The sequence below is a fragment of the Tessaracoccus sp. SD287 genome, from assembly GCF_017355265.1.
Classification (GTDB): domain Bacteria; phylum Actinomycetota; class Actinomycetes; order Propionibacteriales; family Propionibacteriaceae; genus Aestuariimicrobium.
Genome location: NZ_JADIJQ010000003.1, coordinates 40,600 through 65,947 on the forward strand (window position 1 = coordinate 40,600; position 25,348 = coordinate 65,947).

The 25,348-nt window shown below is 68.1% G+C and carries 26 protein-coding genes and 1 tRNA gene; 10 read left to right on the forward strand and 17 right to left on the reverse strand.

Translation table 11 applies throughout. The features are described 5' to 3' along the window. Positions 1-7 precede the first annotated feature (7 nt). Entirely contained in the window at positions 8-775 is a 768-nt protein-coding gene (locus tag IPV09_RS01985) for an NAD(P)-dependent oxidoreductase (protein WP_207473312.1), read from the forward strand. 125 nt (positions 776-900) lie between these two features. Here the strand turns inward: IPV09_RS01985 and IPV09_RS01990 are convergent, their stop codons facing one another. After that, entirely contained in the window at positions 901-1,476 is a 576-nt protein-coding gene (locus tag IPV09_RS01990) for a DUF2231 domain-containing protein (RefSeq protein ID WP_207473314.1), read from the reverse strand. 153 nt (positions 1,477-1,629) lie between these two features. On the opposite strand from IPV09_RS01990, the gene IPV09_RS14545 reads away from it, so the two are divergent. Beyond that, a complete protein-coding gene (locus tag IPV09_RS14545) occupies positions 1,630-2,265 on the forward strand; it encodes an SRPBCC family protein (RefSeq protein ID WP_370590190.1) in 636 nt (211 codons plus the stop codon). Here IPV09_RS14545 and IPV09_RS02000 read toward each other — a convergent pair. Together IPV09_RS02000 and IPV09_RS14550 are read right to left on the reverse strand one after the other, a co-directional pair. After that, a complete protein-coding gene (locus IPV09_RS02000) occupies positions 2,180-2,518 on the reverse strand; it encodes a hypothetical protein (RefSeq protein ID WP_207473318.1) in 339 nt (112 codons plus the stop codon). The two genes, IPV09_RS14545 and IPV09_RS02000, sit on opposite strands and share 86 nt — an antisense overlap. Positions 2,519-2,677: 159 nt before the next feature. Further along, positions 2,678-3,151: an anthrone oxygenase family protein gene (locus IPV09_RS14550; protein ID WP_207473319.1), complete on the reverse strand. Its 474-nt coding sequence runs from the start codon at positions 3,149-3,151 to the stop codon at positions 2,678-2,680. A gap of 374 nt (positions 3,152-3,525) precedes the next feature. On the opposite strand from IPV09_RS14550, the gene IPV09_RS02010 reads away from it, so the two are divergent. The 6 genes from IPV09_RS02010 to IPV09_RS02035 all read left to right on the forward strand — a co-directional run bounded on the left by IPV09_RS02010 (position 3,526) and on the right by IPV09_RS02035 (position 6,953). Beyond that, positions 3,526-4,098 carry a YdeI family protein gene (locus IPV09_RS02010; protein ID WP_242681112.1) on the forward strand — a complete coding sequence of 191 codons (573 nt, stop codon included), beginning with the start codon at positions 3,526-3,528 and terminating at the stop codon, positions 4,096-4,098. A gap of 100 nt (positions 4,099-4,198) precedes the next feature. Next, positions 4,199-5,374 (forward strand): VOC family protein, encoded by a 1,176-nt coding sequence (locus IPV09_RS02015; RefSeq protein WP_207473321.1) that lies wholly within the window; start codon positions 4,199-4,201, stop codon positions 5,372-5,374. Positions 5,375-5,574: 200 nt separating this feature from the next. Beyond that, positions 5,575-5,751, forward strand: a complete 177-nt coding sequence (locus IPV09_RS02020; protein WP_207473472.1) for a hypothetical protein — start codon at positions 5,575-5,577, stop codon at positions 5,749-5,751. A gap of 28 nt (positions 5,752-5,779) precedes the next feature. Beyond that, the gene (locus tag IPV09_RS02025; RefSeq protein WP_207473322.1) at positions 5,780-6,151 is read left to right on the forward strand and encodes a co-chaperone YbbN; all 372 of its coding nucleotides are present in this window, start codon (positions 5,780-5,782) and stop codon (positions 6,149-6,151) included. 35 nt (positions 6,152-6,186) lie between these two features. Then, entirely contained in the window at positions 6,187-6,606 is a 420-nt protein-coding gene (locus IPV09_RS02030; RefSeq protein ID WP_207473323.1) for a hypothetical protein, read from the forward strand. Positions 6,607-6,776: 170 nt separating this feature from the next. Beyond that, on the forward strand, positions 6,777-6,953 hold the full coding sequence (locus IPV09_RS02035) for a hypothetical protein (protein WP_207473324.1): 177 nt from the start codon (positions 6,777-6,779) through the stop codon (positions 6,951-6,953). A gap of 315 nt (positions 6,954-7,268) precedes the next feature. On the opposite strand, the gene IPV09_RS02040 is transcribed toward IPV09_RS02035, so the two are convergent. From IPV09_RS02040 to IPV09_RS02050, 3 genes are all read right to left on the reverse strand, one after another. Beyond that, entirely contained in the window at positions 7,269-7,808 is a 540-nt protein-coding gene (locus IPV09_RS02040) for a hypothetical protein (RefSeq protein ID WP_207473326.1), read from the reverse strand. After that, positions 7,808-8,944 carry a serine hydrolase domain-containing protein gene (locus IPV09_RS02045; RefSeq protein ID WP_207473328.1) on the reverse strand — a complete coding sequence of 379 codons (1,137 nt, stop codon included), beginning with the start codon at positions 8,942-8,944 and terminating at the stop codon, positions 7,808-7,810. Before IPV09_RS02045 ends, IPV09_RS02040 begins: the two co-directional genes overlap by 1 nt. 484 nt (positions 8,945-9,428) lie before the next feature. Then, positions 9,429-9,502 (reverse strand) — tRNA-Pro (locus IPV09_RS02050). A gap of 165 nt (positions 9,503-9,667) precedes the next feature. Here IPV09_RS02050 and IPV09_RS02055 point away from each other — a divergent pair. After that, entirely contained in the window at positions 9,668-10,894 is a 1,227-nt protein-coding gene (locus IPV09_RS02055; RefSeq protein ID WP_207473330.1) for a DUF6880 family protein, read from the forward strand. Positions 10,895-11,078: 184 nt separating this feature from the next. Here the strand turns inward: IPV09_RS02055 and IPV09_RS02060 are convergent, their stop codons facing one another. From IPV09_RS02060 to IPV09_RS02095, 8 genes are all read right to left on the reverse strand, one after another. Beyond that, complete coding sequence (locus tag IPV09_RS02060; protein WP_207473332.1) at positions 11,079-12,203, reverse strand: thermonuclease family protein; 1,125 nt, start codon at positions 12,201-12,203, stop codon at positions 11,079-11,081. A 219-nt stretch (positions 12,204-12,422) separates the two neighbouring features. Then, positions 12,423-13,868: a ribosome biogenesis GTPase Der gene (gene der / locus IPV09_RS02065; protein WP_207473333.1), complete on the reverse strand. Its 1,446-nt coding sequence runs from the start codon at positions 13,866-13,868 to the stop codon at positions 12,423-12,425. A gap of 31 nt (positions 13,869-13,899) precedes the next feature. Continuing rightward, positions 13,900-14,472 (reverse strand): 1-acyl-sn-glycerol-3-phosphate acyltransferase, encoded by a 573-nt coding sequence (locus IPV09_RS02070; RefSeq protein WP_255521174.1) that lies wholly within the window; start codon positions 14,470-14,472, stop codon positions 13,900-13,902. Between the two features lie 9 nt (positions 14,473-14,481). Next, positions 14,482-14,637: a hypothetical protein gene (locus IPV09_RS02075; protein WP_207473337.1), complete on the reverse strand. Its 156-nt coding sequence runs from the start codon at positions 14,635-14,637 to the stop codon at positions 14,482-14,484. 1 nt (position 14,638) lies between these two features. After that, positions 14,639-15,337 (reverse strand): (d)CMP kinase, encoded by a 699-nt coding sequence (gene cmk, locus IPV09_RS02080; RefSeq protein ID WP_370590181.1) that lies wholly within the window; start codon positions 15,335-15,337, stop codon positions 14,639-14,641. Between the two features lie 244 nt (positions 15,338-15,581). After that, a complete protein-coding gene (locus IPV09_RS02085; protein WP_207473339.1) occupies positions 15,582-16,691 on the reverse strand; it encodes a prephenate dehydrogenase in 1,110 nt (369 codons plus the stop codon). A gap of 36 nt (positions 16,692-16,727) precedes the next feature. Further along, a complete protein-coding gene (locus IPV09_RS02090) occupies positions 16,728-16,928 on the reverse strand; it encodes a ubiquitin-like protein Pup (RefSeq protein ID WP_207473341.1) in 201 nt (66 codons plus the stop codon). Between the two features lie 11 nt (positions 16,929-16,939). Further along, a complete protein-coding gene (locus IPV09_RS02095; RefSeq protein WP_207473343.1) occupies positions 16,940-18,232 on the reverse strand; it encodes a proteasome accessory factor PafA2 family protein in 1,293 nt (430 codons plus the stop codon). A 50-nt stretch (positions 18,233-18,282) separates the two neighbouring features. Here IPV09_RS02095 and IPV09_RS02100 point away from each other — a divergent pair, with 50 nt between their 5' ends. Next, positions 18,283-18,663 carry a DUF3054 domain-containing protein gene (locus IPV09_RS02100; protein WP_207473344.1) on the forward strand — a complete coding sequence of 127 codons (381 nt, stop codon included), beginning with the start codon at positions 18,283-18,285 and terminating at the stop codon, positions 18,661-18,663. Here the strand turns inward: IPV09_RS02100 and arc are convergent. Genes arc through metH form a run of 3 tightly spaced genes read right to left on the reverse strand, consistent with a single transcriptional unit; the run spans position 18,646 to position 25,317 of the window. After that, on the reverse strand, positions 18,646-20,187 hold the full coding sequence (gene arc / locus IPV09_RS02105; protein WP_207473345.1) for a proteasome ATPase: 1,542 nt from the start codon (positions 20,185-20,187) through the stop codon (positions 18,646-18,648). The two genes, IPV09_RS02100 and arc, sit on opposite strands and share 18 nt — an antisense overlap. After that, a complete protein-coding gene (locus IPV09_RS02110) occupies positions 20,184-21,827 on the reverse strand; it encodes an HAD-IA family hydrolase (protein ID WP_207473346.1) in 1,644 nt (547 codons plus the stop codon). The genes arc and IPV09_RS02110 overlap by 4 nt, the downstream gene beginning before the upstream one ends. Beyond that, entirely contained in the window at positions 21,817-25,317 is a 3,501-nt protein-coding gene (gene metH / locus IPV09_RS02115; protein WP_207473347.1) for a methionine synthase, read from the reverse strand. The genes IPV09_RS02110 and metH overlap by 11 nt, the downstream gene beginning before the upstream one ends. Positions 25,318-25,348 lie beyond the last annotated feature (31 nt).

The following is a 25,348-nucleotide window of genomic DNA, read 5'->3' on the forward strand; positions in this document are numbered from 1 at the left end:
TCGAGGCATGACCAAGCGCAAGGTTCTGATCACCGGTGCCACGGGAGGTATCGGCCAGTTGCTCGCCGACCGGTTGGCCGACGACTACGACTTGGTGCTGCAGGGCAGGCATCCGGACGAGGACGAGGCCGACCGGATCACCATCGCTGACCTGACCGACTACGAGGCCACCGAGAAGCTCATGGACGGGGTGGACACCGTCGTCCACATGGCCGGGTCGGCCTCCCCCGAGTCGTCCTGGCAGGACGTGCTCGATGCCAACATCGTCGGGATGCGCAATGCGCTGGAGGCTGCTCGGGCCCACGGGGTGCGACGGTTCGTCTTCGCCTCGTCCAACCATGCAATGGGCATGTACGACCGCCACGAGACGTGGCCGGTCTACCCGCACCAGCTGCCCCGGCCCGACTCGCTCTACGGCGTCTCGAAGGTCTTCGGGGAGGCTCTGGGCAGCTACTACCACGACGAGTACGGCATCGACTTCATTGCGCTACGGATCGGCTGGAGTTCCCCCGACCCCAGCACCGTCGACCTCGACCTGCTGCGGGCGATGTGGCTGAGCGAGGACGACACCGTCCAGGTGGTGAGGTGCGCCATCGAGGCCGAGGTGACCTTCGGGCTCTACTACGCGATCTCGGACAACCCGAACCGGCGCTGGGACATGACCAACACCATGTTGGAACTCGGCTACCGGCCCCAGGACGACTGGACGCAGCACGTCGCCGTCCCCGAGAAGCCGGAGGAGCCCACCCCGGACGACTGGCCGAAGGGCTCCTGAGCCGGTCTTGCCGCGTCGCTCAGGTCTGTTCGGCCGGGACCGCGAAGACGCCCCGGCGCTGCCAACGGACCTGTACCGCGTTCACTGCTGAGAAAGCCATGTGGGTGGCCAGTCACCCCTTGTCCCTAGTGGGACGGACCCGGCGGAGACGCTGTGCGTCGGGTGCTGCCCATGTGACCGCCCAACATGGCAGCCGCCAGCAGGAAGACCGCGCCCACCCTGTTCAACTGCACGCCGACGTCATGACGGCCGCGACGCCGGGCGACCCAGGAGGCCAGGTAGATGACGGCGGCGACCTCGTTTCCCACGGCGTGCACGATCCCCACCCGACGGTTCGGCTGGTCCTTCAAGGACCATTCGGCCCACCCAGCCAACGCGGTCGGCACGGCACCCACGAGACCGAGCCCTACGAGGCGCTGCGACGCCGCGCGGAAGTCCTGTTGGGGGAACAGGTCCAGGAAGATGGACATCCACCACGCACCGAGGGGCAGGTCGGTGACGATCACGTGGAGGGGGATGCCGGTGACATCGCCGTGGAGGACGCCGCGCATCCGGTCGTTGGAGGTGAGTTTTCCTGCCAACGGGTCGACCTGGTCGACGACACGGTCGAGGATGGCGGCTTCTTCGATCCGTCGAAGCAGTCGTGCGTAGGCATTCGGCGTCTCCGTCGAGACTGGCTCTGAGCCCGAGACTGTGGCCATGGCCCACAATCTACGCCGACGCGCAGGCGCTGGGGTGTGTTGAGGAGACCCCATTTGGGCAGGTCCGACGCGTCGCGGCGGACGTACCGTTGTCCATGACCCGGGGAGGTTGTGATGGCGACAAATGACTACCACTTCATCACGCACTGGCACATGAAGGCCCGAGCAGAGGACGTCATTGCGATCTTCAATGACGTCGAGAGTCTGCCGCGGTGGTGGCCGTCGGTCTACCTGGAAACGCGCATTTTGACCCCCGGGCAGGCCAATGGCCTCGGCAAGCGGGTTGACCTGCACACCAAGGGCTGGTTGCCGTACACGTTGCGGTGGCAGTTCGTCGTTACGGACGTTTCCCCCACCGGGTCGACGCTCGTCGCCGAAGGCGACTTCGTCGGACGCGGCATCTGGACCTTCGCGAAGGACGGTGACGGGGTGGCGATCACCTACGACTGGAGGGTTGAAGCCACCAAGCCGCTGCTCAAGTACTTGTCCTGTGCGCTGCGGCCCCTCTTCGCGATGAATCATCGGTGGGCCATGGACCGCGGTGAGCGCAGCCTTGCGCTGGAACTGCGCCGACGCGCCGGGGAGGCCGGGGTGCCGGGACCGCCTCCCCGACGCCGAGCGGCGGTCGTGCGTGGCTCACGGGGGTGCTGGCCCGCCGACGCGCCTCGACGTGAGCGGCTCGTGGCGGGGCATGGCTGGTGGGTCAGGCGACGTCGACCAGTTCGAGCTCGAAGGAGATCGTGCCCAGACGCATGCACAGGACGCCATTGTCGCGAGCGACCAGATTGACCACCAACACGACGTGTTCGCCTGCCTTGGCCTCGGTCGTCAAGTGCATGTGCGTGTCATTGAGGTCAACGCGGGAGGCGCGAGCTTCGGCCCCCACCACCAGACAAGCAAAGGCCGCATGCGAGTGGCACAAACTTGACGCCCTGACGTGGACCACGACGTTCTTCGCTTCGTTCGCTCGGTTCTGAACTTGCAGGACGCAGGTGTCGGCGGCTTCGCCGACCGAGCCGTCGACTGCGGTCTTGTCGGGCATGGGTGCTCCTCTACGGACACGGGGCGCTTTCACCGCTGGGCCTGTCGGTGTGCAGGGACTGTGCGAGCGCTCCCCTTGGTCGTCATCCAACGCCGCTGGTCTGCGTGGATGTGACGACTGGGGATCTTCTTCGCAGAATCTCAGCGGCCGCGGTGACCGCTACCCGATGGTGGCGCACGCCAGGAGGACCAAGGCACCGACGCTGGTGAGGGTCCGGGCGAGATTCCAGCGGTTCCAGGCGGCCTCGAACGCCGAGCGGGCCTGCTCGTACTGCGTCGAGGTGGTCCCAGGGGCGGCATCCAGCGCCTGGTTTAGGGGCAGGTTGGCCGCCACGGTGATGACGAAGGTGAAGGTTGAACAGGCTGCGGCGACAACCGCCCACCAGAATGATGGGTGGCGCCCCAGAGTGGCCACCACCGTTGCGGCGATCGCCGTCGCGGGTGCCAGGAAGAAGACCGGCAGGAACCAGCGGTTGAGGATCACCGTGTTGATGGACCGGAAGGCCGCCACGTAGGAGCGATCATCGAGGCGACCGAGTGCCGGGCTCACTGCGCAGGTGAACGCGAAGAACAAGCCCGCGAGCAGCCCGTTCGTCACGACAGCGGCTGTGACGATCACGTCGAACGCCGTCACCGGCCCGACCGTCCGGCTGCCGCTGCGAGCACTGTGGTGGCCTTGCCCCGGATGGTCGTGGCCGCCTGGACGTACCCGACTCCTACGACGACATGCATGTGTTCCCTTTCGACGGCTCCGATTGCCCGTACCACCGACGCTAGAGGGTGAGGAGCGGCTGTTCCATTCGCGTGAGTGCCGCTCTTCTTGCTCCTTCGTCCGAAGGGTTCGGATCGTGCATGCCCCGCGTGGCACCTTAGCCAGCAGACATGCCCCAGTCCCGCACATCCCGCATGCTGTTGCCGGTCCAGGGGTTGGTGAGCACACTTGCTGCATGGAGACCTTCGCAGCGTCCGTGTGGACTCGGGGGCGAGGCCGACCGGAGGATGAAGCCCATGGCGAGCGAAGAGGCTGAGCAGTTCCAACCGGCGACGCTGGCGGACTGGCGCGACTGGCTGGCCGCGAACCACACTCGCCGGGAGGGCGTCTGGGTCATCGGATGGCGCAGCAAGTCGGGACGAACGCCCCTGCCGTATGACGACCTCGTCCGTGAGGCCCTGTGCTGGGGCTGGATCGACGGACAGGTCAAGGGACTCGACGACCAACGGGCGATGCAGTGGATGTCGCCTCGCCGGTTGAACAGCCCGTGGGCAGCCTCCAACAAGGCGCGGGTGGCAGACCTGGAACGTGAGGGACGCCTGCAGCCGGCGGGGATCGCGGCGATCGAGCGGGCCAAGGCCAATGGCATGTGGACGGTGTTCGACTCCGTGGAGGCACTCGTCGAGCCGCCTGAACTGGTCGACGCCCTCGACGCGAACGCGGTGGCGCGGACCACCTGGGACTCCTGTGCGCCGAGCATCCGCAAACAGGCGCTCGCCCTGATTGCGTTGGCCAAGCGCTCAGAAACGCGTGCGAGCCGGATTGCCACCATCGTGGCGCGGGTGGGGCGCGGAGAACGTCCGGTGTGATCTGGGCAGAGATGGCCCTCGGCCTCGAGCCAGACCCGATTCGAGCTGTCCTCATCCCCTTCCTGAAGTGATCGCCAGGATCGGGCATACAGTGCCGAACATGACAGAGATCGGGACGGATTGGCGGGTGGTCGACGGTGTGGCGACCGCATGGTTCGACGCGCCGTCGTTGACCGAAGGGGCCGCGTTGGCGAGCCGCATCATGGAGTTGGCGCCCGCGATGTTGGTGGACCTGCGCGCCACCGGCCTACGGGTGCGCCTCGACTCCGATGAGCACGCCGGGGCGGTGTCGGCGGTGGCGCGGGACCTGGGATTGGCCGCGAACCCCGCCGTGCTGCAGCACCTGAGCGTCGTGATCGAATCCCCCAACCCGTCGGGCGTGCAGGAGTTCTGGCAGCACGTGCTCGACTACTCCCCTGGCCCTGACTTTGGTTTGGTGGATGCGTTGCGGCGCGACCCACCGCTACGGATCCGTGGGGTGGACGAGGCCCGGCCGTTGCGCAACCGCATCCACCTCGACGTGGTGCGTCCGGCCGCGGCAGTCGCGCAGGCCAGTCCTGGGCAAGGCTCGGGACCGTTCGGGGTCTGTCACGCCGACCCCGATGGCAACGAGGTCGACCTGGTGCCAGGAGACGGGCTCGGCGATCAGGACGGAACCTCCGACTGGCAGGCGGTGTTCAGCGCCATGGCGTGCTACCGCGTCACCTCCCCTGCCCAGCAACGTGAGCTGGTTGCCGCCGCGGCAGCGCTGGCCCACGAGGCGGGCTTCCCGCTGCTGATCGACCTGCGCCCCGGGCTCGTGATCCTCGACAGTGGCAAGGACCAGTGGGACAAGGATGCCCACGGCCTGGCGTTGGACTTCACCGATCTTGCCGTGAGTATCCAGGCCGCCGCTCGTGAACTCGGGGCCACGGCGGATTCTGCACGCCCCCGATTTGTCCAGTTGTTCCTGGACGCTGCCGATGTGGCCGCGGTGCGGGCGTTCTGGGTCGCTGCGCTCGGCTACGAGCACGACCGGCGCGACGGGGCCAGCGACATTTACGATCTGCGCCGGTTGAACCCGGAGGTGGTGTTCCAGGAGCTCGACGTCTCGGAGACGGATCGGCGCCGGCAGCGCAACCGCATCCATGTCGAGCTTGCGGTGCCGGCGGACGTCGCGGAGTCGCGTGTCGCCTCGGCCGTTGCGGGCCGGGGCCAGCTCTTGGATGAGTCGGAGGGCCGCTGGCGGGTCGCCGACCCGGAGGGCAATGAGCTGGTGATCGTCAGCGGAGCGTGAGTGTCTGCCGAGAAGCAGCGCGTGCACCATCGGGCTCTGCCTGGCTAGCCACGGGCCTTCCCTGGTCGGCCCCTCGCCACGACCCGACACGACCGGCGTCCCACTGAGAACCACCCACCAGGCCGGTCGACTTGACTCCCCATATACCCCCGGGAGTATCGTTGTGTGCAGACGCAGAGCACAACACAAGGAGATTGCCCATGTGCAGCCCCACCCAATGCAATGTTTGCGGCAAGACCACGTGGTCCGGCTGCGGCCAGCACATCGACCAGGTCAAGGCCCACGTGTCCGCCGACCAGTGGTGCGACGGACACGCGCAGTCCGTGCAGCCCGTGATCACGTCCAGTTCCGGGCTGTTCAAGGTCTTCGGCCGCTAAGCCCACACGACGACAAGGAGTGACCACCATGGCAACGCAGAACCTCACGGAAACCAACTTCGAAAGCACCATCAAGAACAATCCCATCGTCCTGGTCGACTTCTGGGCGGCCTGGTGCGCCCCCTGCCGAGCGTTCGCCCCCACCTTTGAGGCAGCCTCTGCCAAGCATGACGGGATCGTGTTCGGCAAGGTCGACACCGAAGCCGAAGGACAGCTCGCGCAAGCGGCCCGGATTTCGTCCATCCCCACTCTCATGGCGTTCCGGGACGGCATTCTGGTCTTCAACCAGCCCGGCGCGTTGAGGCCCGCTGACCTGGACCGCGTCATCGAGCAGGTGAACGGGCTCGACATGGACGACGTCCGTGCGCAGATCGCTACCCAGCAGAGCGCCGGTGTCTGATGCTGGCTGACGGCCGACGGACCGACCAGTCCCCCATGTTTGGTCCCCACGGTCGGATCCCGGCCCTGGACGCCGTCGCCCTGAGACGTCCGTCGGTCATCAACACCCTCCGCGCCGGGTGGCTCCCACGCCATACGTTGGCGCTGCTGCTGCTGAGCCCGCTGCTCTTCCTGGGGTACCTCGCCTCAGCAGGGGCCTCACTGGCCAACTTGCAGGGTTACATCCTCATCGGCGCAATGGCCGTGATCGGTGCACTGGTCCTGACCACCTACCTGCCACTGCGGGGAGCCACGAGAGGCGTTGCGTCGTCGTGCGCGCTGATGCCGGCGCTGCTCGTCCCCGGCGCCGGCATGATGCTCGACCAGCCGAACTGGGCCGCCAGCGCAGGTTTCGGACTCGCCATCCTGGGCTTCGCCCTGTGGCAACGACTGTCAGGCGCCTCGGCCTGCGCCTGACCGGCATTCCGTTGTTGCAGCCGCGGGCCGGCTTCTGGACGAGCCAGACGGTCGTTGGCGGGTGAAGCAGTGTTCAGCACCAGATGTTGGGACTGGGTGGGTCGGACGGAAGTAGTCACGCTGGAGCTAGTTGCTGCATCGAGTGACCCTCGACGGTAACGTCCACTGGCATGACGCAGACGCCGGACAAGCACGATGTCGAGACCCGGGCCCAGTTGTTGCCCGAGGAACAAGCGGCGGGCAGTGAGTCCCCGCATGTTCAGGCCGAGATCATTCTGGAAGAGTCCCTGGAGAGGACCGAGGATCCCGAGGGCACCCGGCGCTCCTCCACTCAGACCCCAGACTGACACGAGGCACCTCATTCCCGGGCGCGTCCAGCGGACCTTGCCGCCCACCTGCGTCGCTGAGTGGGCACCCCGGGCTGCTCACCGGGACGAGAACCTGCCGAGCTGGAAGCCATGGGACCTGGTCAGGGCGAGCGCCTGACGCAACGTCTCAGGGCACCGCCATGGAACGAGACGTTCGGGCGCGGTCCGGTGGTCCTCCCCGACAACGCGATCACTGCAGGCCACCTGCCACGGGACGGGGTGATCATCCTCGGACCTGCTGACGCGCCTGGCCTCGTCCGACCACACGATGACGGAAGCTCGAGTTTGAGCGGCTCACACGAAAGGCACAGCGATAATCGCCGTGCACATCGCCACACTGCCGGCGAGTCCAACCGTGCGCACCCGTGAAAATGTGTCCGCAAACCACGGAATCGCCAACCAGCGCAGCACCATCCCGAACACGCCGACTGCGACCAAGAAGACGGCGAGGAACCAGACGACGGTCGGCCTGGTGACCCAGTCCCAGGTCACCCATGCCATGGTGAGGCCCGTCAGCGCCGCGACGAAGCGGACGATCAGCCCCGCTCGATCGCGATCGGTGACTGTCCCACGCCCCCACCAGGCGCTGATCGTGAACGCCACGATGAGCCAGACAATCGCGACCCCTTGCCCATCCTCGAGCAGCAGCGCCGCCAACGAGAATGCAACACTCGTCCAGAGGAAGCGGGTTTTCAGGATGCCCAGCGCTCGCTCACGGAGCCGTCCCTGCGTCCGAACTGCCGCAGCGATCAACGCCACGGCGAGACTGACGATGAGGCCGTTCGGTGCACCGAGCAGCATCATGATGATGATGGTGAGGACAATGATGTTCATCAGTGCTCCCCGACCAGCAGCGTGAGTGCGGCTTGCTCTACGGGTGACTTCGTGTTCGAGAGGATGATGACCGCCCGATGGTTGGTCAGATCGAGAGCGATGGCGGCGCAGAACCCTCCGGTGGCGCCACCATGACTGGTGACGATGTGCCCTGCGACCGAGGTGGTGTACCAGGCGTAGCCCATGCGTGCGCCATACCCGGCGTCCCAGCGTGGAGTGAGCGCGCCCATGCCCGGGGCGGTGCCGCCAAGCAGTGCCTGCGCGTACCGAACCATATCCGTGGCGTTCGAGTGGATGCCCCCTGCCGGAGCCGATGCATTGAGCGTCCAGGGCGGCGCAAACTTGCCATCAGCGCTGTATCCGGTGAGGACAGTCGCCGGCAGATTCGCGGCGGTCACGGGGACAGTGCTGGCAGTCATGCCGAGCGGTCCGAAGATGCGCTGGCCCACCAGTTCGGCGTAATCGGTCGAGGTCACCGCAGCGAGTGCCTGTCCGAGGAGTGCTGCGCCCAAGTTGGCATAGCGGACCGTACCCCTTTCGTGCAGGGCCGCTGCCCGCGCCTGTGCGATCACCCCGTCAACATCCTCGACGTAGGGGTCACGATGTGGACTATTGAGCTGCAGCAGCATCATCCGGTACGTGGTCGGCGCAGTGCGCGGCAACCCCGAGCGGTGGCTGGCAAGTTCGGCCAACGTGACGTCGGCTGCCGGCGAATCCCCGAGCGGCAGGAGCGCACCCAGTCTCGTGTCGGCTGTCACTTCGCCCCGCTCGATGGCATCGGCGAGCAGTAGAGATGTGAACGTCTTGGTGATCGAGCCGATTTCGTACACGGTCGTGCCGTCGGCGCCGAAGTTCGCGTAGGTGACGGTGTTGCCGTCGACGACGGCGATGCTGACCCGGTCGAGTGCCCCGTCCAGGTACGGGAGCGCCAGAGCGGCGAGGGCTGGGTCCCCCGTCACAGTGGTGGAGAGCGACGGCGGACGTGGCCGCGCGAGCGCGCCGACAAGGCCAACGGTCACGGCCAGTCCGGTCGCGACGATGATGGTACGCCTCGTAACGGCTGTGGGGACTGGCGCGTCGGGACTGGGCGCGTCGGGACTGGTCTGAACGGGAGTGGGCTCGACGGCGTTGGTCACTGGGGACATCCCTCTGCTCGAGAGGGCATCGGGCCTGTGCGACGGGCGGGACCAGCCGGCAAACGAGGCGTCCTCGATATGAGGCTACGTCGATATTCCGGCCACAAGCGTGCGTGGATAACATCGTTATCGAAATGACAGAACGTCGGCTCGGATCCCGACGCCGTCGGCTTAGGCGCGGACGTCGACGTGACCCACCTGGACGACTTGATCGGCGGAGTGAGCCTCAATCGAAGGACATCGTGACAGTGATGGCAGAACGTCCGCTCAGATCCTGAGACTGACCGGACATCGTGACTTCTATGGCAGAACTTCCGCTGGACAGCCCACGCGAGCGGAAAGATCTGGAACCCACCAGTTCCCGCCGGCCCGTCGCGGTCCCCGCCGGGTCACCTCTTAACCCCTGCTGCCGATGTTGCTGCCAAGACCACGAAAGAGGCGGCCCCGGACTTCTCCGAAACCGCCTCTGACTACGCTTTATACGTCGGGCTGACAGGATTTGAACCTGCGACCCCTTGACCCCCAGTCAAGTGCGCTACCAAGCTGCGCTACAGCCCGCCCGGGTCTGTCCTCCACCATAAAGGTGGCGGGCTGACCCGAAGAAGAACACTACCGGAAAGTGGTCCTTGCGCCCAATCGGACGCGCACCGGTCACGACTTGGCCCGCCATCCGGATTGCCGCGTAGCCTGATCGCGGTCCCTGTCTAGCGCAAGGAGCTCCCCGTGAGCAATCTGGCCGATGCCGTCCTGCCCCTGATCCGCACCCGTGCCGAACTGCATTACCACGCCGCGAACCGGCATGGCAGTCAGATGCACGAGGCGATCGACATCCTCGAGGATGCCCTGACGACCAGCGACCCCAGCGAGGTGCACGCGGTCACCCACAAGGCGCTCACCAGCGCCATCGCCGTGATCGCACGCGCCGATGACTCCAGTGGCACCATCGGGGATGCGGTGCATCGGCTGCTCGAGCTGCATCCCCAGACCGCCGCCGCAGCCCACGTGCCGAGCAGCAAGCTGATCACCTGGATGATCAAGTTCCAGTTCGACGGCGAAGTCGACTTCTTCGAGCTCGACCCAGTGGCCTACGCGCCGGCCCTGGGCGTAGCCGGCGTCCGGACCTACCGCCAGCGGCTAGCCGAGATCGAGGCGAGTCTCGGCCCACGACCCAGTCACGACGAACGTTTCAGCTCCGAACACTCCGCAGAGTGGTTCACCCTGGACTGGAATGCCCAGCGCCTGGCCGTGCTGGACCGCGACATCGACGCGATCATCGGCACCCACGCCCGTGACCGCAAGGTCGCCGCCTGGTACGTGGACACGGCGAAGGCCCTCGAGGAGATCGGTGAGTTCGATCTCGCCATCGATTGGGCCAGGCAGGCCACTGAGTTCGACCATCAGCACCAGTCCCGGAGCGCCGCCGACTACTGGTGCGAACTGCTCCAGCAGCACCGGCCCGACGAGTTGCTTCCGGCCCGACTCGACGTCTTTCGTCGCTGGCCGTCGCAGACGACGGCGACCGCGTTGTTCAAGGCCGCCCGGACGAGCTGGCCCGAATATCGAGAAGAGGTGATGAGCAGCCTGACCCGCACGCCAGCGGACGCCGTCGGCTTCACCCTGCGAACACTCAAGCAGCCCGAAGCCGCCTGGCAACTCGCCCACTCCCTGCACCTTGACGACCATGCCACCTGGAGTGACCTGCTCAAGACCTACGAGAAGATCGACGCCACCGCAGTGCTGCCGATCCACCGACGCCTGGTCGAGGACGAACTGAGCGTCACCGACCCCAGGAACTACCCGATCGCTGCCCGCCGGTTGGCGACGATGCGCCGACTGGCGTCCGGCTCGGCCCAGGAAGCAGCGGTGGACGAGTTCATCGCCGAGCTGCGGGAGAGGTATCGACGGCGCACCCGCATGCAGCAGGATTTCGACCGGCTCGGACTCCCCTGAGCTGCCGGACCACTTCGGCAGTGATGCCACGAGTGGCCCCTGATTGTTGACCCCGCCCGCCCGTTGCACCCACAAATCACAGCTGCCTCTGCTCCGAAGCAGGGGCAGCTGTGACTTTCGCGGGTATTCGTCATGGAGACGCGGCGAGCGCCCGTCCGTCCGGCCGCCCACCACAGCGCTGGATTCAGCACGGCTTCCAGGTTTTGCCTCCGGGTGCATAACAGCGCGGCCCGGTGTAACCCGGGTACGGGTTGGTCGCCTTCGGCTTGGAGGTCGTCTTCGGGGCGCTGGGACGTTTCGTGGCCGGCGCCTTGACCAACTTGCGCTGCTGCGCCTTCTTGGCTGCAGCCTCGCGCTCCTGCGCGGCCTTCCGTGCTTGCTCAGCCCTGCGCGCCTCGTCAGCCTTGCGCTCTTCCTCCACTTTCTGCGCCGCTAAGGCCTTACGGGACTCGTCCGCCTTGCGTGCTTCCTCCGCCTTGCGTGCTTCCGCCGCCTTCCGGGCCGCCTCTTCGCTACCAACAAGCGCAGCGTGATGCGCGGTGTGACGCTGTCGCTTCTCTCGCGCACCTGTGAGAGCCGCGCGGAGCATCTTGCGATAGCCGGGCACCCCGGCTTCATAGGCAGCCCTCCTCACCGCGTGCACGCCACGCTCGGCGTCGTCCAAGGCGGACTCCACCGCCTGGGCGCCTTCGATCGCTGCCGCCACCATTCCCAGCGCCGCGAGCGCCGCAGCAGCGTCCGTAGCAGACGGTTCAGGAAGGCTCTCGAGGGCCGCCACCGTCGATGCCACCTGGGCAGGCAGTGTGCAAGCGACCTTCGGGTCGTACAGCCCGACGCGGGCCGCTTGTGCTTCCTGCTGGGCGCGCAGGACGGCGCCATGGAACTTGTCGTTCGGGCGGTACACCACGGCTGCTCCGAGACCCTTGCGGGCGATCTCGGCGTTGACTAGTTGTCCCGATTCGGTGACCGCCGCCAGCGTCCGACCGTAAGGATCCAGGAGTTCCTGGTCATACTCGAGATCGATGTGGGTCCCGACCGGCAGTCGCTCGGTGAGAAATACCGTCGCCTCCACGCCCAGACATTCGGGTGCGACATTTGGGTGCTTGGTCTCCGGCGTATCCACATTTAGCAGTCGAATGGTTGTCCTGACCCCGTCCACCTGGGCCACCAACGTGTCGCCGTCAATCACCCGAACAACGGTAGCCTTGCCGCTCGTCTGCGCCTCACGACCATTGATCGCATCCGCTGCAGCAGCGATGCCCCCGACTGTGACGACTGCAGCCAGCAGGCCCGCAACAAGCTTCCCCATTGAGTTTTCCTATCCAGAATGTGCTTCCGGTGACCTTAGCAGCGCCCCACCGGAAAGAATCGCGCAGTTCACCGCCTTCAGAAAGCCACACCTGGTGACCCAGCAGTTGATTACCCCAGAAAACGACAGTTGCCCCCGCTTCGAAGCAGGGGCAACTGTGACCATCACGGGTAAGTGGCGTGGCGGCCGTCTCGGGGCCTCCCGGCCCACGCGCGTCCCCTACGTCCGGTTCTTGTGCTTCTCCCGGGCCCGCACCGACACGTGCACCGGGGTCCCCGGGAACCCGAAGTCCTCGCGCAGTCGCCGCTCCACGAAACGGACGTAGCCGGGGTCGAACTCGCCGGAGGTGAACAGCACGAAGGTGGGCGGGCAGGCCTGCGCCTGGGTGCCGAACAGGATCCGGGGCTGCTTGCCCGAACGCACCGGGTGCGGATGCGCCGCCGCGACCCGGCCCAGGAACGAGTTGAGCTTGCCGGTCGACACGCGGGTCTCCCAACCCTCCAGCGCCATCTCGATGGCCTTGGACAACTTGTCGACGTTGCGACCGGTCAGCGCCGAGATGTTGACGTGCGGCGCCCACGAGAAGCCGTGCACGTCCCGCTCGATCTCGCGGGTCAGGTAGTAGCGACGCTCCTCATCGGTCAGGTCCCACTTGTTGTAGGCGATCACCAGCGCGCGGCCGGCGTCCTCGACCATCGACAGGATCCGCAGGTCCTGCTCGCTGATCTCGTCCGACGCGTCGATGACGACCACGCACACCTCGGCGCGCTCGATGGCGCTCTGGGTGCGCAGGCTGGCGTAGTACTCATGGCCCGAGGCCTCCTTGACCCGGCGGCGGATGCCGGCGGTGTCAATGAACTTGTAGATGACCCCGCCCACCTCGACCAGTTCGTCGACGGGGTCGACGGTGGTGCCGGACATGTCCGAGACGACCACCCGCTGGGCCTTGGCGATCTTGTTCAACAGCGAGGACTTGCCCACGTTGGGGCGTCCGACGATGGCCACGCGGCGCGGCCCGCCCAGACGGACACCAGCCTCGCGGGGCGCCTCGGGCAGTGCCTCCAGGACGGCGTCCAGCATGTCGCCGGTGCCGCGACCGTGCATGGCCGAGATCGCCCACGGTTGGCCCAGGCCCAAGTTCCACATGGTGGCGGCCTCGGCCTCGGTGCGCTGGTCGTCGACCTTGTTGGCGGCCAGCACCACCGGCTTCTTGGCACGGCGCAACACCTGGACGACGGCCTCGTCCTCGTCGGTGGTGCCGACGGTCGCATCCACCACGAACAGCACGGCGTCGGCGGCCATGATGGCCAGTTCGGCCTGCTCGGCGATCTGCGCGGCCAGACCACGGGCATCCGAGATCCAGCCGCCGGTGTCGACCAGCACGAAGTCGCGTCCGGCCCAGTTGGCGTCGTAGCTGACCCGGTCGCGGGTGACGCCGGGGACGTCCTGGACGACGGCCTCACGGCGACCCAGGATGCGGTTCACGAGGGTCGACTTGCCGACGTTGGGTCGTCCGACCACGGCCAGCACCGGCTTGGGAACCTCGGGCTCGAGGTCGAACTCGCCGAGCAGTTCGGCGGGGAACTCGCCGTCGGCCAGGTCGAACGCTCCGGGCGCGTAGTCGCTGGTGTCGAAATCAGGGCTGGTGTTGCTGGGCTCGGTCATGGGGGTCCTTCGTTGATCGAGCCGCGGCCGGTCAGGCTCCCGGCAGGCTCATCTGGGTCAATTCTTGCGCCACGCGCACGTGTTCGCCGCAGACCTGCGCCAAATAGCTGGTCGCAGCGGCGATGTCGGCCTTCCGACGCGGCCACTCCTGCATGGGAATGTGAACCTGTCCACCGTACACGATGTGCATTGTCGACCCCAGCGGCGGCGTGGAGGTCAGGTGCGTCCCCGGCACCCGGGTGCCGAGGATCGCGACCGGGACGATCGGCGCCCCGGTGACCATGGCCAGGTACGCGGCCCCGCCCTGGATGCGGGACATGTCGCCGATGCCCCGCTTGCCTTCGGGGAAGATTGCCAGCACGCGACCGTCGTCCAGCACCTGCAGGCAGCGCTTCACGGCCCGGATGTCGGCGTACTGGCGGCTCACCGGAATCTGGCCGGCGAGGCTCAGCAACGGTCCCACCGGCGAATCGAACAGTTCGCTCTTGGCCAGCGCCAGCGTGCGACCGGTGGCGGCCACCAGCAACGGGCCGTCCAGGGTGCCAATGTGGTTCGCGGCCAGGATCACCGGCCCGTCCTCGGGAACATTCTCCATGCCGTGCAGCCGGACGTCTCACACGGTGTGCAGCAGCCGCCGGAAGCTGCCACGCAGCGTGGTCAACAGCCTCGTCCTCAGCGGCGGCAGATCATCGAGTCGGGGAACGTCCGGCAGGACCGGGCGCGCCGGGACGACGGTGTCGAGATCAGCAGCCGTGAGGGCGAGGCTCATGTCACTCCTGGGGTGTGGGTGCCAGCGAACAGATCGCGTCGATGACCTGCTCGAGATTCAGGTGGGTGGAATCCACCAAGGTCACGCCCTCGGCGGGCGTGGCGAACTCGCTGACGGTGGCGTCGTCGCGATCACGACGCACCACCTGGTCGTGGACTTCGTCGGTGCTGGCGGCACCGGCGAGTTCAGCCTCACGGCGGCGGATCCGGGCCTGCGCGTCGGCGACCAGCAGCACCCGCACCTGGGCGTCGGGCCACACCACGGTGGTGATGTCGCGGCCCTCGACAACGATCCGCTGGTCGGCGGCCTCGATCAGGGCGCGCATCTGGTCGGTGAGCACCTGCCGGACGTGGGCGTTGGTGGCCAGCACCGAGACGTGCTGGCTGACCCGAGGTTCGCGGATCTCGGCGGTGACGTCCTCACCGTCCAGCGCGATGGCAGGCGCCCCGGGATCATCGGTGACGGTCAGTTCCACCTCGTCGACGAGCCGCTCGATGGCCTCGGTCTGGTCGGGCTGCAGCCCGGCGCGCAGGTAGGCCACGGTGACGGCGCGGTACATCGCACCGGTGTCGAGGAAGGACAGCCCCAGACGCTGGGCCACGCCCCGCGAGGTGGACGACTTCCCCGATCCGCTGGGCCCGTCGATGGCAATGACCAGCGCCGGTTCCGGCTGCTGGGTCTCGACCTGGGGCTGTTCCACGAAATTCACGCTATGACCTCTTGTTTGACGTTGGGGAAAACCGATGCGGACGCCCGGCCAACAACAGTTGGCGGGCAGGTGAACATTCTGTCAGGCCCGCCGATGAACCTCGGCCAGCATCATCCAGGCCACGGGACACCACAGCTGCAGTAGTTAGCGACTGATGCCGCGGTTGAAGCCGTGCACCAGTCGCTAACTACTGCAGCTGGTGGAGGAGCCGCGCGGACGGGGGCTCGGAACCTGCTCAGGGCAGGTGGAGCTCCCACCCCTTGCCACGCATGGCATCGGCCAGCGCCTGCACCGAGCCGGGGTCGACGGCCACCGACAGGTAGCCGTACTGGCGCGACGGGTCGTGCTCGATGGACAGGTCCTCGACGTTGATGCCGGCCGCATCCACGTCGGTGAACAGCCTGGCGAGCGCACCGGCGGCGTCGGGAATCTCGATGGTGACGGTGACGAACGCGTCGGGGCTGAGCCCGTGCTTGCCCGGTAATGACCGGGCCCCGGCGCGGCCGCGGGCCAGGAAGCCCTCCAGGGCGTCGGGGTCGTCCAGGACGCCGAGCAGCTCGTCCAGGTCGGCGCGGACCCCGGCCAGTTCGGCGCGCACCGCCTGCCGGTTGCCCCACAGGATCTGTCTCCACAGCCCCGGGTCGGAGCCGGCGATGCGGGTGACGTCGCGGATGCCCTGCCCGGCCAGCGGCAGGTGGTCGCTGGGCACCCCGCGCAGGTGACCGGCCGTCAGGATGCTCATCAGGTGCGGCAGGTGGCTCACCTGGGCCACCGCCTGGTCATGCTCGACCGGATCCATCCAGACCACCCTGGCCCCGCAGATGGTGGCCAGGTCACGGACCCGGGCGATGTCGGCCTCGGCATTGGCCGGGGTGGGGGTGATCACCCAGGTGCGATCGATGAACAGGTCGGCGTCAGCGGTCAGCGGCCCCGAGAACTGCGAGCCGGCCATGGGATGCGACCCGACGTAGCGGTGAGCGTCGGCCGCGTCGATCGAGTCAATGATGATCGACTTCACCGAGGCCACGTCGGTCACGGTGGCCTGCGGAAACCGGTCCAGGGCGTCGTCGACGACGCTGGCCACGTGGGCCGGTGGGGTGGCAACGACGACGAGTCTCACCGCATCGGGGCTGGCGGCTGTGACCACCCCCGCTCCCCTGCCGGCGGCGACGATGGCGTGGCTGGGCACCCGGTCCTCCAGATGCACCCGGTAGCCGGCGGCGCTCAGCGCGCAGCCAATGCTGGCGCCCACCAGCCCAGTGCCGATGATGACGACCGGTCCGGTCAGGCCACCATTCAGGCCACTGTTCGGGCCACCAAGGGGGTCAGGGGTCGCGTCGGGCATTGCGCCATTCTCGCACCTGGCCCCGACTGGTCGGCGCTACTGCCCGCCGCGCTGGACGAAGGTGCGGACGTAACCGGCCGGGTTGGCGTCAATGACCGCATCGATCTGGTCGAGCAGGTCCTCGAAGGAACTGTCGGACGCCTGCGGCTGGCTGCTGGACGACGTCAGGCGCAGTTGCTCCTCGGCGGGGCCGTCGTGGCCCTGCCGCTGCTGTCGGGACTGCTGCTGGTCGCTCATCGCGGGCCAGTCTATGTCCGGACGTCACCGAACGGGTCGCGCAGGTCGATGCGCGGGGTGTCGGACTCACTCGACAGGATGAGCTGGCTCCAGTCGGCGCGCGCCACCCTGCCCTCGTGCTCGGTGAGCAGCGCAGCCCGGACTGCGGCGCGGGTGCCGGTCGGCGCCGTGCGCATCGCCAGCTGCACTGCCGCCGGCTCCACCAGCTGACGCAGTCGTCCGGCCGCCTGTAGCTTCAGTGCCAGCCCCCGCTCGGGGTCGAGCTCGTGCCACTGCAGGTCGACGGCGGCGACACCGGCGTCGTCCCAGTCCCACCCGTGGCGGCGTCTCAGGCCGTCCAGCAGGGCGAGTTTCGCGGCCCAGTCGACCCGGTCGGCCAGCAGCCCGGGATCGGCCTCGGCGTCACGGATCAACTCGTCCCACAACTCCAGCACCAGCGCCCCGTCGGGCAACGCGTCGACGTGGGCGCTGGCCGCGTCCCAGTACAACCGTTGCAGTTGCAGGGCCGTGCGATCCACCCCGTCATCGCACGGCAGCGCCACCCTCACACCGAGGTCACGGGAGTAGGCCCGGACGGCGGTCAGCGGGTCGACCAGCCGCGGCACCCGGCTGTCACCGGTGGCGATGGCGGCCAGCACCAGCGCGGTGCCGCCGACCTTGACCAGGGTGGCCACCTGGGCCATGGTGGCGTCACCGGTGATGACGTGCAGCCTCCGCCATCGTCCGGGGTCGGCGTGGGGTTCGTCGCGCGTGTTGACCAGCGGCCGACGCACCGTGGTCTCGATGCCCTCCAGCGCCTCCATGAAGTCGGCGCGCTGGCTGATCTGGAAGCCGGGCTGCCCGCCGTGCTGACCCAGCCCGACCCGGCCGGCGCCGACCAGCACCACCCGGCTGACCAGGTGCCCGGTGACCTGCTCGACGATCCGCGACCAGGGCAGTCGTCTCGGCAGCAGGTAGTTCTCGTGGTAGCCGTAGCTTCGACCCTTGCCGTCGGTGTTGTTGCGGTGCAGGACGACCCGGTCGTCCAGGTTGACCGAGAGCCGGTGGGCGGCGGCCTGCATCAACTGGTCACCGGCCAGTTCCCAGGTGAGCACGTCGGTGGCGCTGACGCACTCGGGGCCCGAGTACTCGGGGTGGGCGTGGTCAACATAGACGCGGGCACCATTGCCGAGCATCCGGTCGAGGTGCCCGACCCCCAGGCCCGGCACGCGGAGGACGACACCCTCGGACAGTTGCACCGGGTTGGCCGCGCGGTCGCGCAGGCTGATGCCGTACTCGATCTCGCTGCCCAGCACCATCCTCATGCAGGTGAGCCTACGTCCCGGACGTCCGGGCGGCTCGATAGGCTGGGGCCATGGCCAAGCAGTATGCGATTCTCGTCGACCTGGTGCTCGTGCTGGTCTTCGCCACCATCGGACGCGCCAGCCACGCCGAGGGGCTGACCCCCAACGGCATCCTGAGCACCGCCTGGCCGTTCCTGACCGCCTGCCTGGTGGCTTGGGCCGTGATGTTGATCCGCCGCCGCGACCACCTGGGTCTGGGCGCCGGCCTGTTCACCTGGTTCATCACCTGGGCCGGTGGCCTGTTCTTCCGGGTGTCCAGCGGCGACACCGCCGAGACGCCGTTCATCATCGTGGCCGGCGTCGTGCTGCTGCTGTTCCTGGTGGGCTGGCGCCTGGTCGCCCGGCTCGTCACCCGCCGCAGTACGCCGGCCGCGTCAGTGGCTGACCAGTGAGCGGACCCAGCTGATCCGCATCCCGCGGCGTCCGCTGATCCGGGCCCAGTCGTCCGGGTTGGTGGTGTTGGGCAGGTCCTCGTTCTCGCGGAACTCGTCGCGGGCGGCCTGCAGCAGACCGGCGCGTGAGACTCCCCCCGCACCGCCGACCAGTTCGTCCTTGATGGCGAAACGCTTGGCCCGGTCGACGATGTTGCGCAGCATCGCGCCCGAGGAGAAGTCGCCGAAGTACAGCACCTCGCTGCCGCCGTCCACGTAGTTCACCTCCAGGAACCGGTTGTGGTGGTCGCGGGCGTAGATGTCGTCGACCACCGCATCGATCAGCGCCCCGACCTCGTCGCCGGCGGCGATCGGCACCTCGGCGACCAGGTACTTGGCCAGGATGTCGCGGGCGCCCTCGGCATCGGGACGATCGAGCTTGATCTTCACGTCCAGTCGGCCGGCGCGCAGGATGGCCGGGTCAATCATGTCCTCACGGTTGGAGGCACCGATGACGATGACATTGTCCAGCCCGACCACCCCGTCGATCTCGCTGAGCAACTGCGGCACCACCGTGGATTCCACGTCGGAGGAGATGCCCGACCCGCGGGTGCGGAACAGGGAGTCCATCTCGTCGAAGAAGACGATTACCGGACGACCGCTGGTGGCATGCTGGCGGGCCCGTTCGAAGATCAACCGCACCTGACGCTCGGACTCGCCGACGTACTTGTTCAGCAGCTCGGGGCCCTTGACGTTGATGAAGATGCTGCCCGGGGCGTCCGGGTCGGCCTCGGCCCCCGACGGCTGCAGCTGCTCCCCCAGCGAGCGGGCCACCGCCTTGGCGATCATGGTCTTGCCGCACCCGGGCGGGCCGTACAGCAGCACGCCCTTGGGCGGGGTGAGCCGGTAGTTCGCGAACCGCTCCCGGTGCAGGAACGGCAGTTCGACCGCATCACGGATCGCCTCGATCTGGGCGGCCAGGCCACCAATGTCCTCGTAGCTGACGTCGGGCACCTCGGTGAGCACCAGTTCCTCGACTTGCTGGCGGGTGACCAGCGCCACCGCCAGACCGGCGCCCCGTTCGATCCGGACGGTGTCCCCGGCGCGGCCCTGCGCCGCCGAACCGACCAGCCGCAGCCGCACTTCGTCCTGACCGGCCTGCACGACGGCCAACCCGTCGGTGGCCTCGACGACCCGGCCGACCTCACCGCTGGGGTCCTCGGCCGCCGGGTGGGCGGTGATGACCAGGCCCTCGTTGAGCAGCACCAAATCGCCGGGGGCCAGCTGGTCCAGGGCCACGTCGGCGGCGGCCACCACCCGCAGCATCCGTCCGAGCACGAAGACGTCGACGAACTCGTCGACCACCGCGACCACCCGGCCCCGGGTCAGCGGCGGCTGTCCCAACCGGTCGAGCCGCTCCTTCATGGCCAGCAACTGGGCCCGCGCATCCTTGATGGTGCGCGACAGGGTCTCGTTCTGGGCGGCCAGCGCCTTGGTCTCGGCGCGCGCCTCGGACAGACGACGCTCCAGCGGCGGCTCGGTCATGGCGTCTGGTTGTCCATGGGCACGTTGTCGGGACGAGGGCCGGTGTAGTCGGGGCCGTAGGCGCCCGGCGCCGGACGACGCTTGCGCATCGGCGCCTTGATGCCGGGGGCCAGCCGGCGGCTGACCACCAGGAATCCGGTGTGCGGACTGGTGCCGTGGCCGGGCCGGATGGCCAGCCCCTCGGCGTGCCACTCACGGATGCTGGTCTCGGTCAGGTGCGGCTCGGTGAACCCGCCGTGCACCCGCAGGGTGTCGGCGACGCGACCCAACTGGGTGGCGGTGGCAACGTAACAGCACAGCACCCCGCCGGGCTCGAGCACCTTGGCCACGGCGTCAATGCACTCCCAGGGGGCCAGCATGTCCAGGATGACCCGGTCGACCGGCTCCTCCCGGATCTCGGTGACCAGGTCACCGACGGTGATCGTCCAGGCCGGGTGGTCGCGACCCAGGAACGACTCGACGTTCTGTCGGGCCACCTTGGCGAAGTCCTCACGGCGCTCGTAGGACGACAGTCGTCCGCCGGGGCCGATGGCGCGCAGCAGCGACAGGCTGAGCGCCCCGGAGCCGACGCCCGCCTCCAGCACCCGGGCACCTGGGTAGATGTCGGTGGCCATCAGGATCTGGGCGGCGTCCTTGGGATAGATGACGGCCGCCCCCCGCGGCATGGTGGTGGTGAACTCACTCAGCAGGGGGCGCATCACCAGGAAGTTCAACCCGCCCACGGTGGTGGCCACGATGCCCTCGGGCTGGCCAATGATGTCGTCGTGGGCCAAGCCACCCTTGGTGGTGTGGAAGGTCTTGCCCGGCACCAGCAGCAGCGAGTGGCGCCGACCCTTCTGGTCGGTGAGGCTGACCCGTTCACCGGGCAGCATCGGGCCGGTGCGGACCCCCGAGAGGGTCTCGATCTCGTCGTAGCGGTCGCCGACCAGGTCGTCAATCCAGCGCAGGTCGACGCCCTCCATGGTCTGCACGACCACCCGTCCGGCGGTCTCGTGCAGGATGCCGTCGGTGGGGCACCCGATCACCACGGCACCGGCGGCCTCACCGGCAATGGCGCCGGGGTCGGAGTCCTCCACCACGACGCAGCGGTGGATGTCGACGCCGAGGCGTTCGGCGGCGAGCAGGTAGGGCTCGGGGTGCGGCTTGAGGTTGCGGGGAATTTCCTGGGTGATGACGGCGGCGAACTGGTCGGCGGGCAGTCGCGGCAGGACGGCATCGGTGATCAGCTTGGGGCTGGAGGTCACCACCGCACAGGGCACCCCGGCGGCCCGGGCCTCGGCGAGCAGCGCCTCGATGCCGGGACGAAACGCCGGTTCGGTCTGCCGCACCTTGGCGACGACCCGCTCGAACAGTTCGGCCATGAAGTCCTCGGGCCGGGTCTGGTCGTCGCCGAGTTCTTCCAGCATCAGCCGCACCGTGCTCGGCACGGAGGTGCCGTTGCGGGCCTGGGCGTCGGCGTAGTCCCAGTGACCGCCGCGTTCGGCCATCATCTCCAGTTCGACGTCGATCCACAGCGGCTCGGTGTCGACCAGGGTTCCGTCGAAGTCGAACAGCAGCGCCGCGACGTGCTGGGGGCCGGTCGGGTGCTGGGTGGTCGGGTGCTGGGTGGTCGTGTCCGCGTGGGCGGTGTCAACGGGCATTGAAGTACTTGGCCTCCGGGTGGTGGACGATGATCGCGTCGGTGGACTGTTCGGGGTGCAGCTGCAGCTCCTCGGACAGGTTCACCCCGATCCGGGACGGGTCGAGCAGTTCGACCAGCAGTTGGCGGCTCTCCAGGTCGGGGCAGGCCGGGTAGCCGAAGCTGTAGCGCGACCCACGGTAGGCCTGGTCACGGATGGCCTCGTCGACGGGTCCGTCGGCCGCGGCCAGGCCGAGCTCGGCGCGCACCCGGGAGTGCCACAGCTCGGCCAGCGCCTCGGTCAGCTGGACGCTGAGGCCGTGCAGTTCGAGGTAGTCGCGGTAGGCATTGGCCTCGAAGAGCTTGGCCGTCTCGCGGGCCACCTGCGGGCCCATGGTGACCAGCTGCATGGCAAAGGTGTCGGGGCCGAACTCGGCAGCCTCGGCCTCGTCACGGAAGAAGTCGGCCAGGCACAACCGCTTGTCGCGGCGCTGCCGGGGAAAGTCCCAGCTGCCCAGTTCGCGGCTGTGGTCGGCGGGGTCGAGCACCACCAGCGTCTTCTCGCGGCTGAACACCGGGAAGTAGCCGTGCACCACCCCGAACTCGCCAATGCTCTCGGCGCGGATGCGGTCGAGCCACATCCGCAGCCGGGGACGGGCCTCGGTCTCGACCAGTTCCTCGAAGCTGGGGCCACCCTTCAGCGACCGCAGACCCCACTGGCCCATGAACGTGGCCCGCTCGTCGAGCCAGCCGACAATGTCGTTCAGGGCGATGCCCTTGGTGACCCGGGTGCCCCAGAACGGCGGCTCGGGCACCTCGACGCTGCCGGGCACCGGACGGGCGACGTCGGATCGGCCCAGGTCCTCGGGCTCTTCGATCTCGACCAGCGAGCCGCGGGCGGTGCGACGCTTGCGCGGTTCGGGCAGCTTCGCGCCCGGCACGCCCTTCTTGACGGCCATCACCGCGTCCATCAGGCTGAGGCCCTCGAAGGCGTCCTTGGCGTAGCGCACCTCGCCCTCGAACATGCCGTTGAGGTCCTCCTCAACATAGGCACGGGTCAGCGCGGCACCGCCGAGCAGCACCGGGTAGCGGCTGGCCAGCCCCCGGGCGTTGAGCTCGGACAGGTTGTCCTTCATCACCATGGTGGACTTCACCAGCAGCCCGGACATGCCGATGGCGTCGGCGCGGGCGGCTTCGGCGGCCTCGATGATCTCGGTGATGGTCTTCTTGATGCCAATGTTGACCACGGTGTAGCCGTTGTTGGACACGATGATGTCGACCAGGTTCTTGCCGATGTCGTGGACGTCACCCTTGACCGTGGCCAGCACGATGGTGCCCTTGCCCTCGGTGTCGGCCTTTTCCATGTGCGGCTCCAGGTGGGCCACGGCCCGCTTCATCACCTCGGCCGACTGCAGCACGAAGGGCAGCTGCATCTGGCCCGAGCCGAACAGCTCACCGACGGTCTTCATACCGGCCAGCAGGTCGACGTTGATGATGTCGAGGGCCGGCTTGACGCCCAGCGCCTCGTCCAGGTCCTCGAACAGGCCGCGGTCATTGCCGTCGACGATCCGCCGGGCCAGGCGCTCGTCCAGCGGCAGCGCCAACAGCTCGGCGTCGCGGCTGGCCTTCATGTCGGCGGTGGTGACCCCGTCGAAGAGTTCCAGGAACTTCTGCAGCGGGTCGTAGTCGTCGCTGCGACGGTCGTAGACCATGTCGAGGGCGACCTCGCGCTGCTCGTCGGGGATGCGGTCCATGGGGACGATCTTGGCGGCGTGGACGATGGCCGAGTCCAGGCCCGCCTTGACGGCCTCGGCCAGGAAGACCGAGTTCAGGACGATGCGGGCGGCCGGGTTCAACCCGAAGGAGATGTTGGAGACACCCAGGGTGGTGCGCACCCGGGGGTGCCGCTTCTTGAGCTCGCGGATGGCGTCCAGGGTGGCGACCCCGTCGCGGCGGGTCTCCTCCTGGCCGGTGCCGATGGGGAAGGTCAGGCAGTCGACCAGGATGTCGCCGACGTCCAGGCCCCAGTTGGTGGTCAGGTCGTCGATCAGCCGTTCGGCGACCGCGACCTTCCACTCGGCGGTGCGGGCCTGGCCCTGCTCGTCAATGGTCAGCGCGACCACGGCGGCGCCGTGCTCGGCGACGATCGGCATCACCCGGGCGTAGCGGGAGTCGGGTCCGTCCCCGTCCTCGTAGTTGACCGAGTTGATGATGCAGCGCCCGGCCAGGGACTCCAGGCCGGCGGCGATCACCTCCGGTTCGGTCGAGTCGAGCATGATCGGCAGGGTCACCGAGGTGGCGAAGCGGCTGGCGATCTGGCGCATGTCCTGCTCGCCGGGGCGTCCGACGTAGTCGACGCACAGGTCGATCAGGTGGGCGCCGTCGCCGGACTGGTTGCGGGCGATCTCGACCATCTCGTCGAGGTTGCCCTCCAGCATGGCCGCCTTGAAGGCCTTGGAGCCGTTGGCATTGGCGCGTTCACCAATGCTGAGGTAGCTGGCGTCCTGGGCGAAGGGCACCTCGTTGTACAGCGAACTGACCGCATTGTTGGGTTCGACCTGGCGGGCGACGACCTCACGGCCCCGGACCCGGTCGACGACCTGGCGGATGTGCTCGGGGGTGGTGCCGCAGCAGCCACCGACCAGGCTCAGGCCGTAGTCGGCGCAGAACCGGTCGGCGGCGTCGGCCAGTTCCTCGGGGGTGAGCGGGTACTGGGCGCCGTCCTTGGTCAGCATGGGCAGACCGGCGTTGGGCATCACCTCCAGGCCGATCTGGGCGTTCTGGGACAGGTGGCGCAGGTGTTCGGACATCTCGGCGGGGCCGGTGGCGCAGTTCAGGCCGATCAGGTCAATGCCGAGCGGCTGCAGGGTGGTCAGCGCGGCACCGATCTCCGAACCCATCAGCATGGTGCCGGTGGTCTCGATGGTGACGTTGACGAAGATCGGCAGGTCCACCCCGGCCTCGGCGCGGGCCCGCTTGGCGGCGATCACGGCGGCCTTGGCCTGCAGCAGGTCCTGGCTGGTCTCGACCTGAATTGCGTCGATGCCGCCACGGATCATCGCGGCGACCTGCAACTGGTAGGCGTCGCGGATGGCGCGGAAGTCGACCTGGCCCAGGCTGGGCAGCTTGGTGCCGGGCCCCATCGAGCCGAGCACCCAGCGCGGACGCTCGGGGGTGGCGTGCTTGTCAGCGGCCTGTCGGGCGATCCGGGCGGCGGCCTCGGCCAGCTCCTCGAGCTGGTCGACGATGCCGTACTCGGCCAGGGCGGCCAGGTTGGTGCCAAAGGTGTTGGTCAGGACGAAGTCGGCACCAACGGCCAGGTAGGCCTCGTGGATGCCGGCGACCACGTCCGGGCGGGTCAGGCTCAGCACCTCGTTGCAGCCCTCGTGGCCGTTGAAGTCGGCGTCGACGTCCAGGTCGACGCCCTGGAGCATCGTTCCCATGGCCCCGTCAGCCACGAGAACGCGATGACCAAGGACACGCCGGAGCGCTTCGACACGGGTTTCAGACATGCCCACCAGCCTAGTCCAGCGCCCCGAGGTG

Excerpts from the sequence above, each read along its gene's own strand:
- IPV09_RS01985 (WP_207473312.1), top strand. The coding sequence starts at position 8 with ATGACCAAGCGCAAGGTTCTGATCACCGGTGCCACGGGAGGTATCGGC.
- IPV09_RS01990 (WP_207473314.1), bottom strand. The coding sequence starts at position 1,476 with ATGGCCACAGTCTCGGGCTCAGAGCCAGTCTCGACGGAGACGCCGAAT.
- IPV09_RS14545 (WP_370590190.1), top strand. The coding sequence starts at position 1,630 with ATGAAGGCCCGAGCAGAGGACGTCATTGCGATCTTCAATGACGTCGAG.
- IPV09_RS02000 (WP_207473318.1), bottom strand. The coding sequence starts at position 2,518 with ATGCCCGACAAGACCGCAGTCGACGGCTCGGTCGGCGAAGCCGCCGAC.
- IPV09_RS02010 (WP_242681112.1), top strand. The coding sequence starts at position 3,526 with ATGGCGAGCGAAGAGGCTGAGCAGTTCCAACCGGCGACGCTGGCGGAC.
- IPV09_RS02015 (WP_207473321.1), top strand. The coding sequence starts at position 4,199 with ATGACAGAGATCGGGACGGATTGGCGGGTGGTCGACGGTGTGGCGACC.
- IPV09_RS02020 (WP_207473472.1), top strand. The coding sequence starts at position 5,575 with ATGTGCAGCCCCACCCAATGCAATGTTTGCGGCAAGACCACGTGGTCC.
- IPV09_RS02025 (WP_207473322.1), top strand. The coding sequence starts at position 5,780 with ATGGCAACGCAGAACCTCACGGAAACCAACTTCGAAAGCACCATCAAG.
- IPV09_RS02030 (WP_207473323.1), top strand. The coding sequence starts at position 6,187 with ATGTTTGGTCCCCACGGTCGGATCCCGGCCCTGGACGCCGTCGCCCTG.
- IPV09_RS02035 (WP_207473324.1), top strand. The coding sequence starts at position 6,777 with ATGACGCAGACGCCGGACAAGCACGATGTCGAGACCCGGGCCCAGTTG.
- IPV09_RS02040 (WP_207473326.1), bottom strand. The coding sequence starts at position 7,808 with ATGAACATCATTGTCCTCACCATCATCATCATGATGCTGCTCGGTGCA.
- IPV09_RS02060 (WP_207473332.1), bottom strand. The coding sequence starts at position 12,203 with ATGGGGAAGCTTGTTGCGGGCCTGCTGGCTGCAGTCGTCACAGTCGGG.
- der (WP_207473333.1), bottom strand. The coding sequence starts at position 13,868 with ATGACCGAGCCCAGCAACACCAGCCCTGATTTCGACACCAGCGACTAC.
- IPV09_RS02075 (WP_207473337.1), bottom strand. The coding sequence starts at position 14,637 with ATGAGCCTCGCCCTCACGGCTGCTGATCTCGACACCGTCGTCCCGGCG.
- IPV09_RS02085 (WP_207473339.1), bottom strand. The coding sequence starts at position 16,691 with ATGCCCGACGCGACCCCTGACCCCCTTGGTGGCCCGAACAGTGGCCTG.
- IPV09_RS02090 (WP_207473341.1), bottom strand. The coding sequence starts at position 16,928 with ATGAGCGACCAGCAGCAGTCCCGACAGCAGCGGCAGGGCCACGACGGC.
- IPV09_RS02095 (WP_207473343.1), bottom strand. The coding sequence starts at position 18,232 with ATGAGGATGGTGCTGGGCAGCGAGATCGAGTACGGCATCAGCCTGCGC.
- IPV09_RS02100 (WP_207473344.1), top strand. The coding sequence starts at position 18,283 with ATGGCCAAGCAGTATGCGATTCTCGTCGACCTGGTGCTCGTGCTGGTC.
- arc (WP_207473345.1), bottom strand. The coding sequence starts at position 20,187 with ATGACCGAGCCGCCGCTGGAGCGTCGTCTGTCCGAGGCGCGCGCCGAG.
- IPV09_RS02110 (WP_207473346.1), bottom strand. The coding sequence starts at position 21,827 with ATGCCCGTTGACACCGCCCACGCGGACACGACCACCCAGCACCCGACC.
- metH (WP_207473347.1), bottom strand. The coding sequence starts at position 25,317 with ATGTCTGAAACCCGTGTCGAAGCGCTCCGGCGTGTCCTTGGTCATCGC.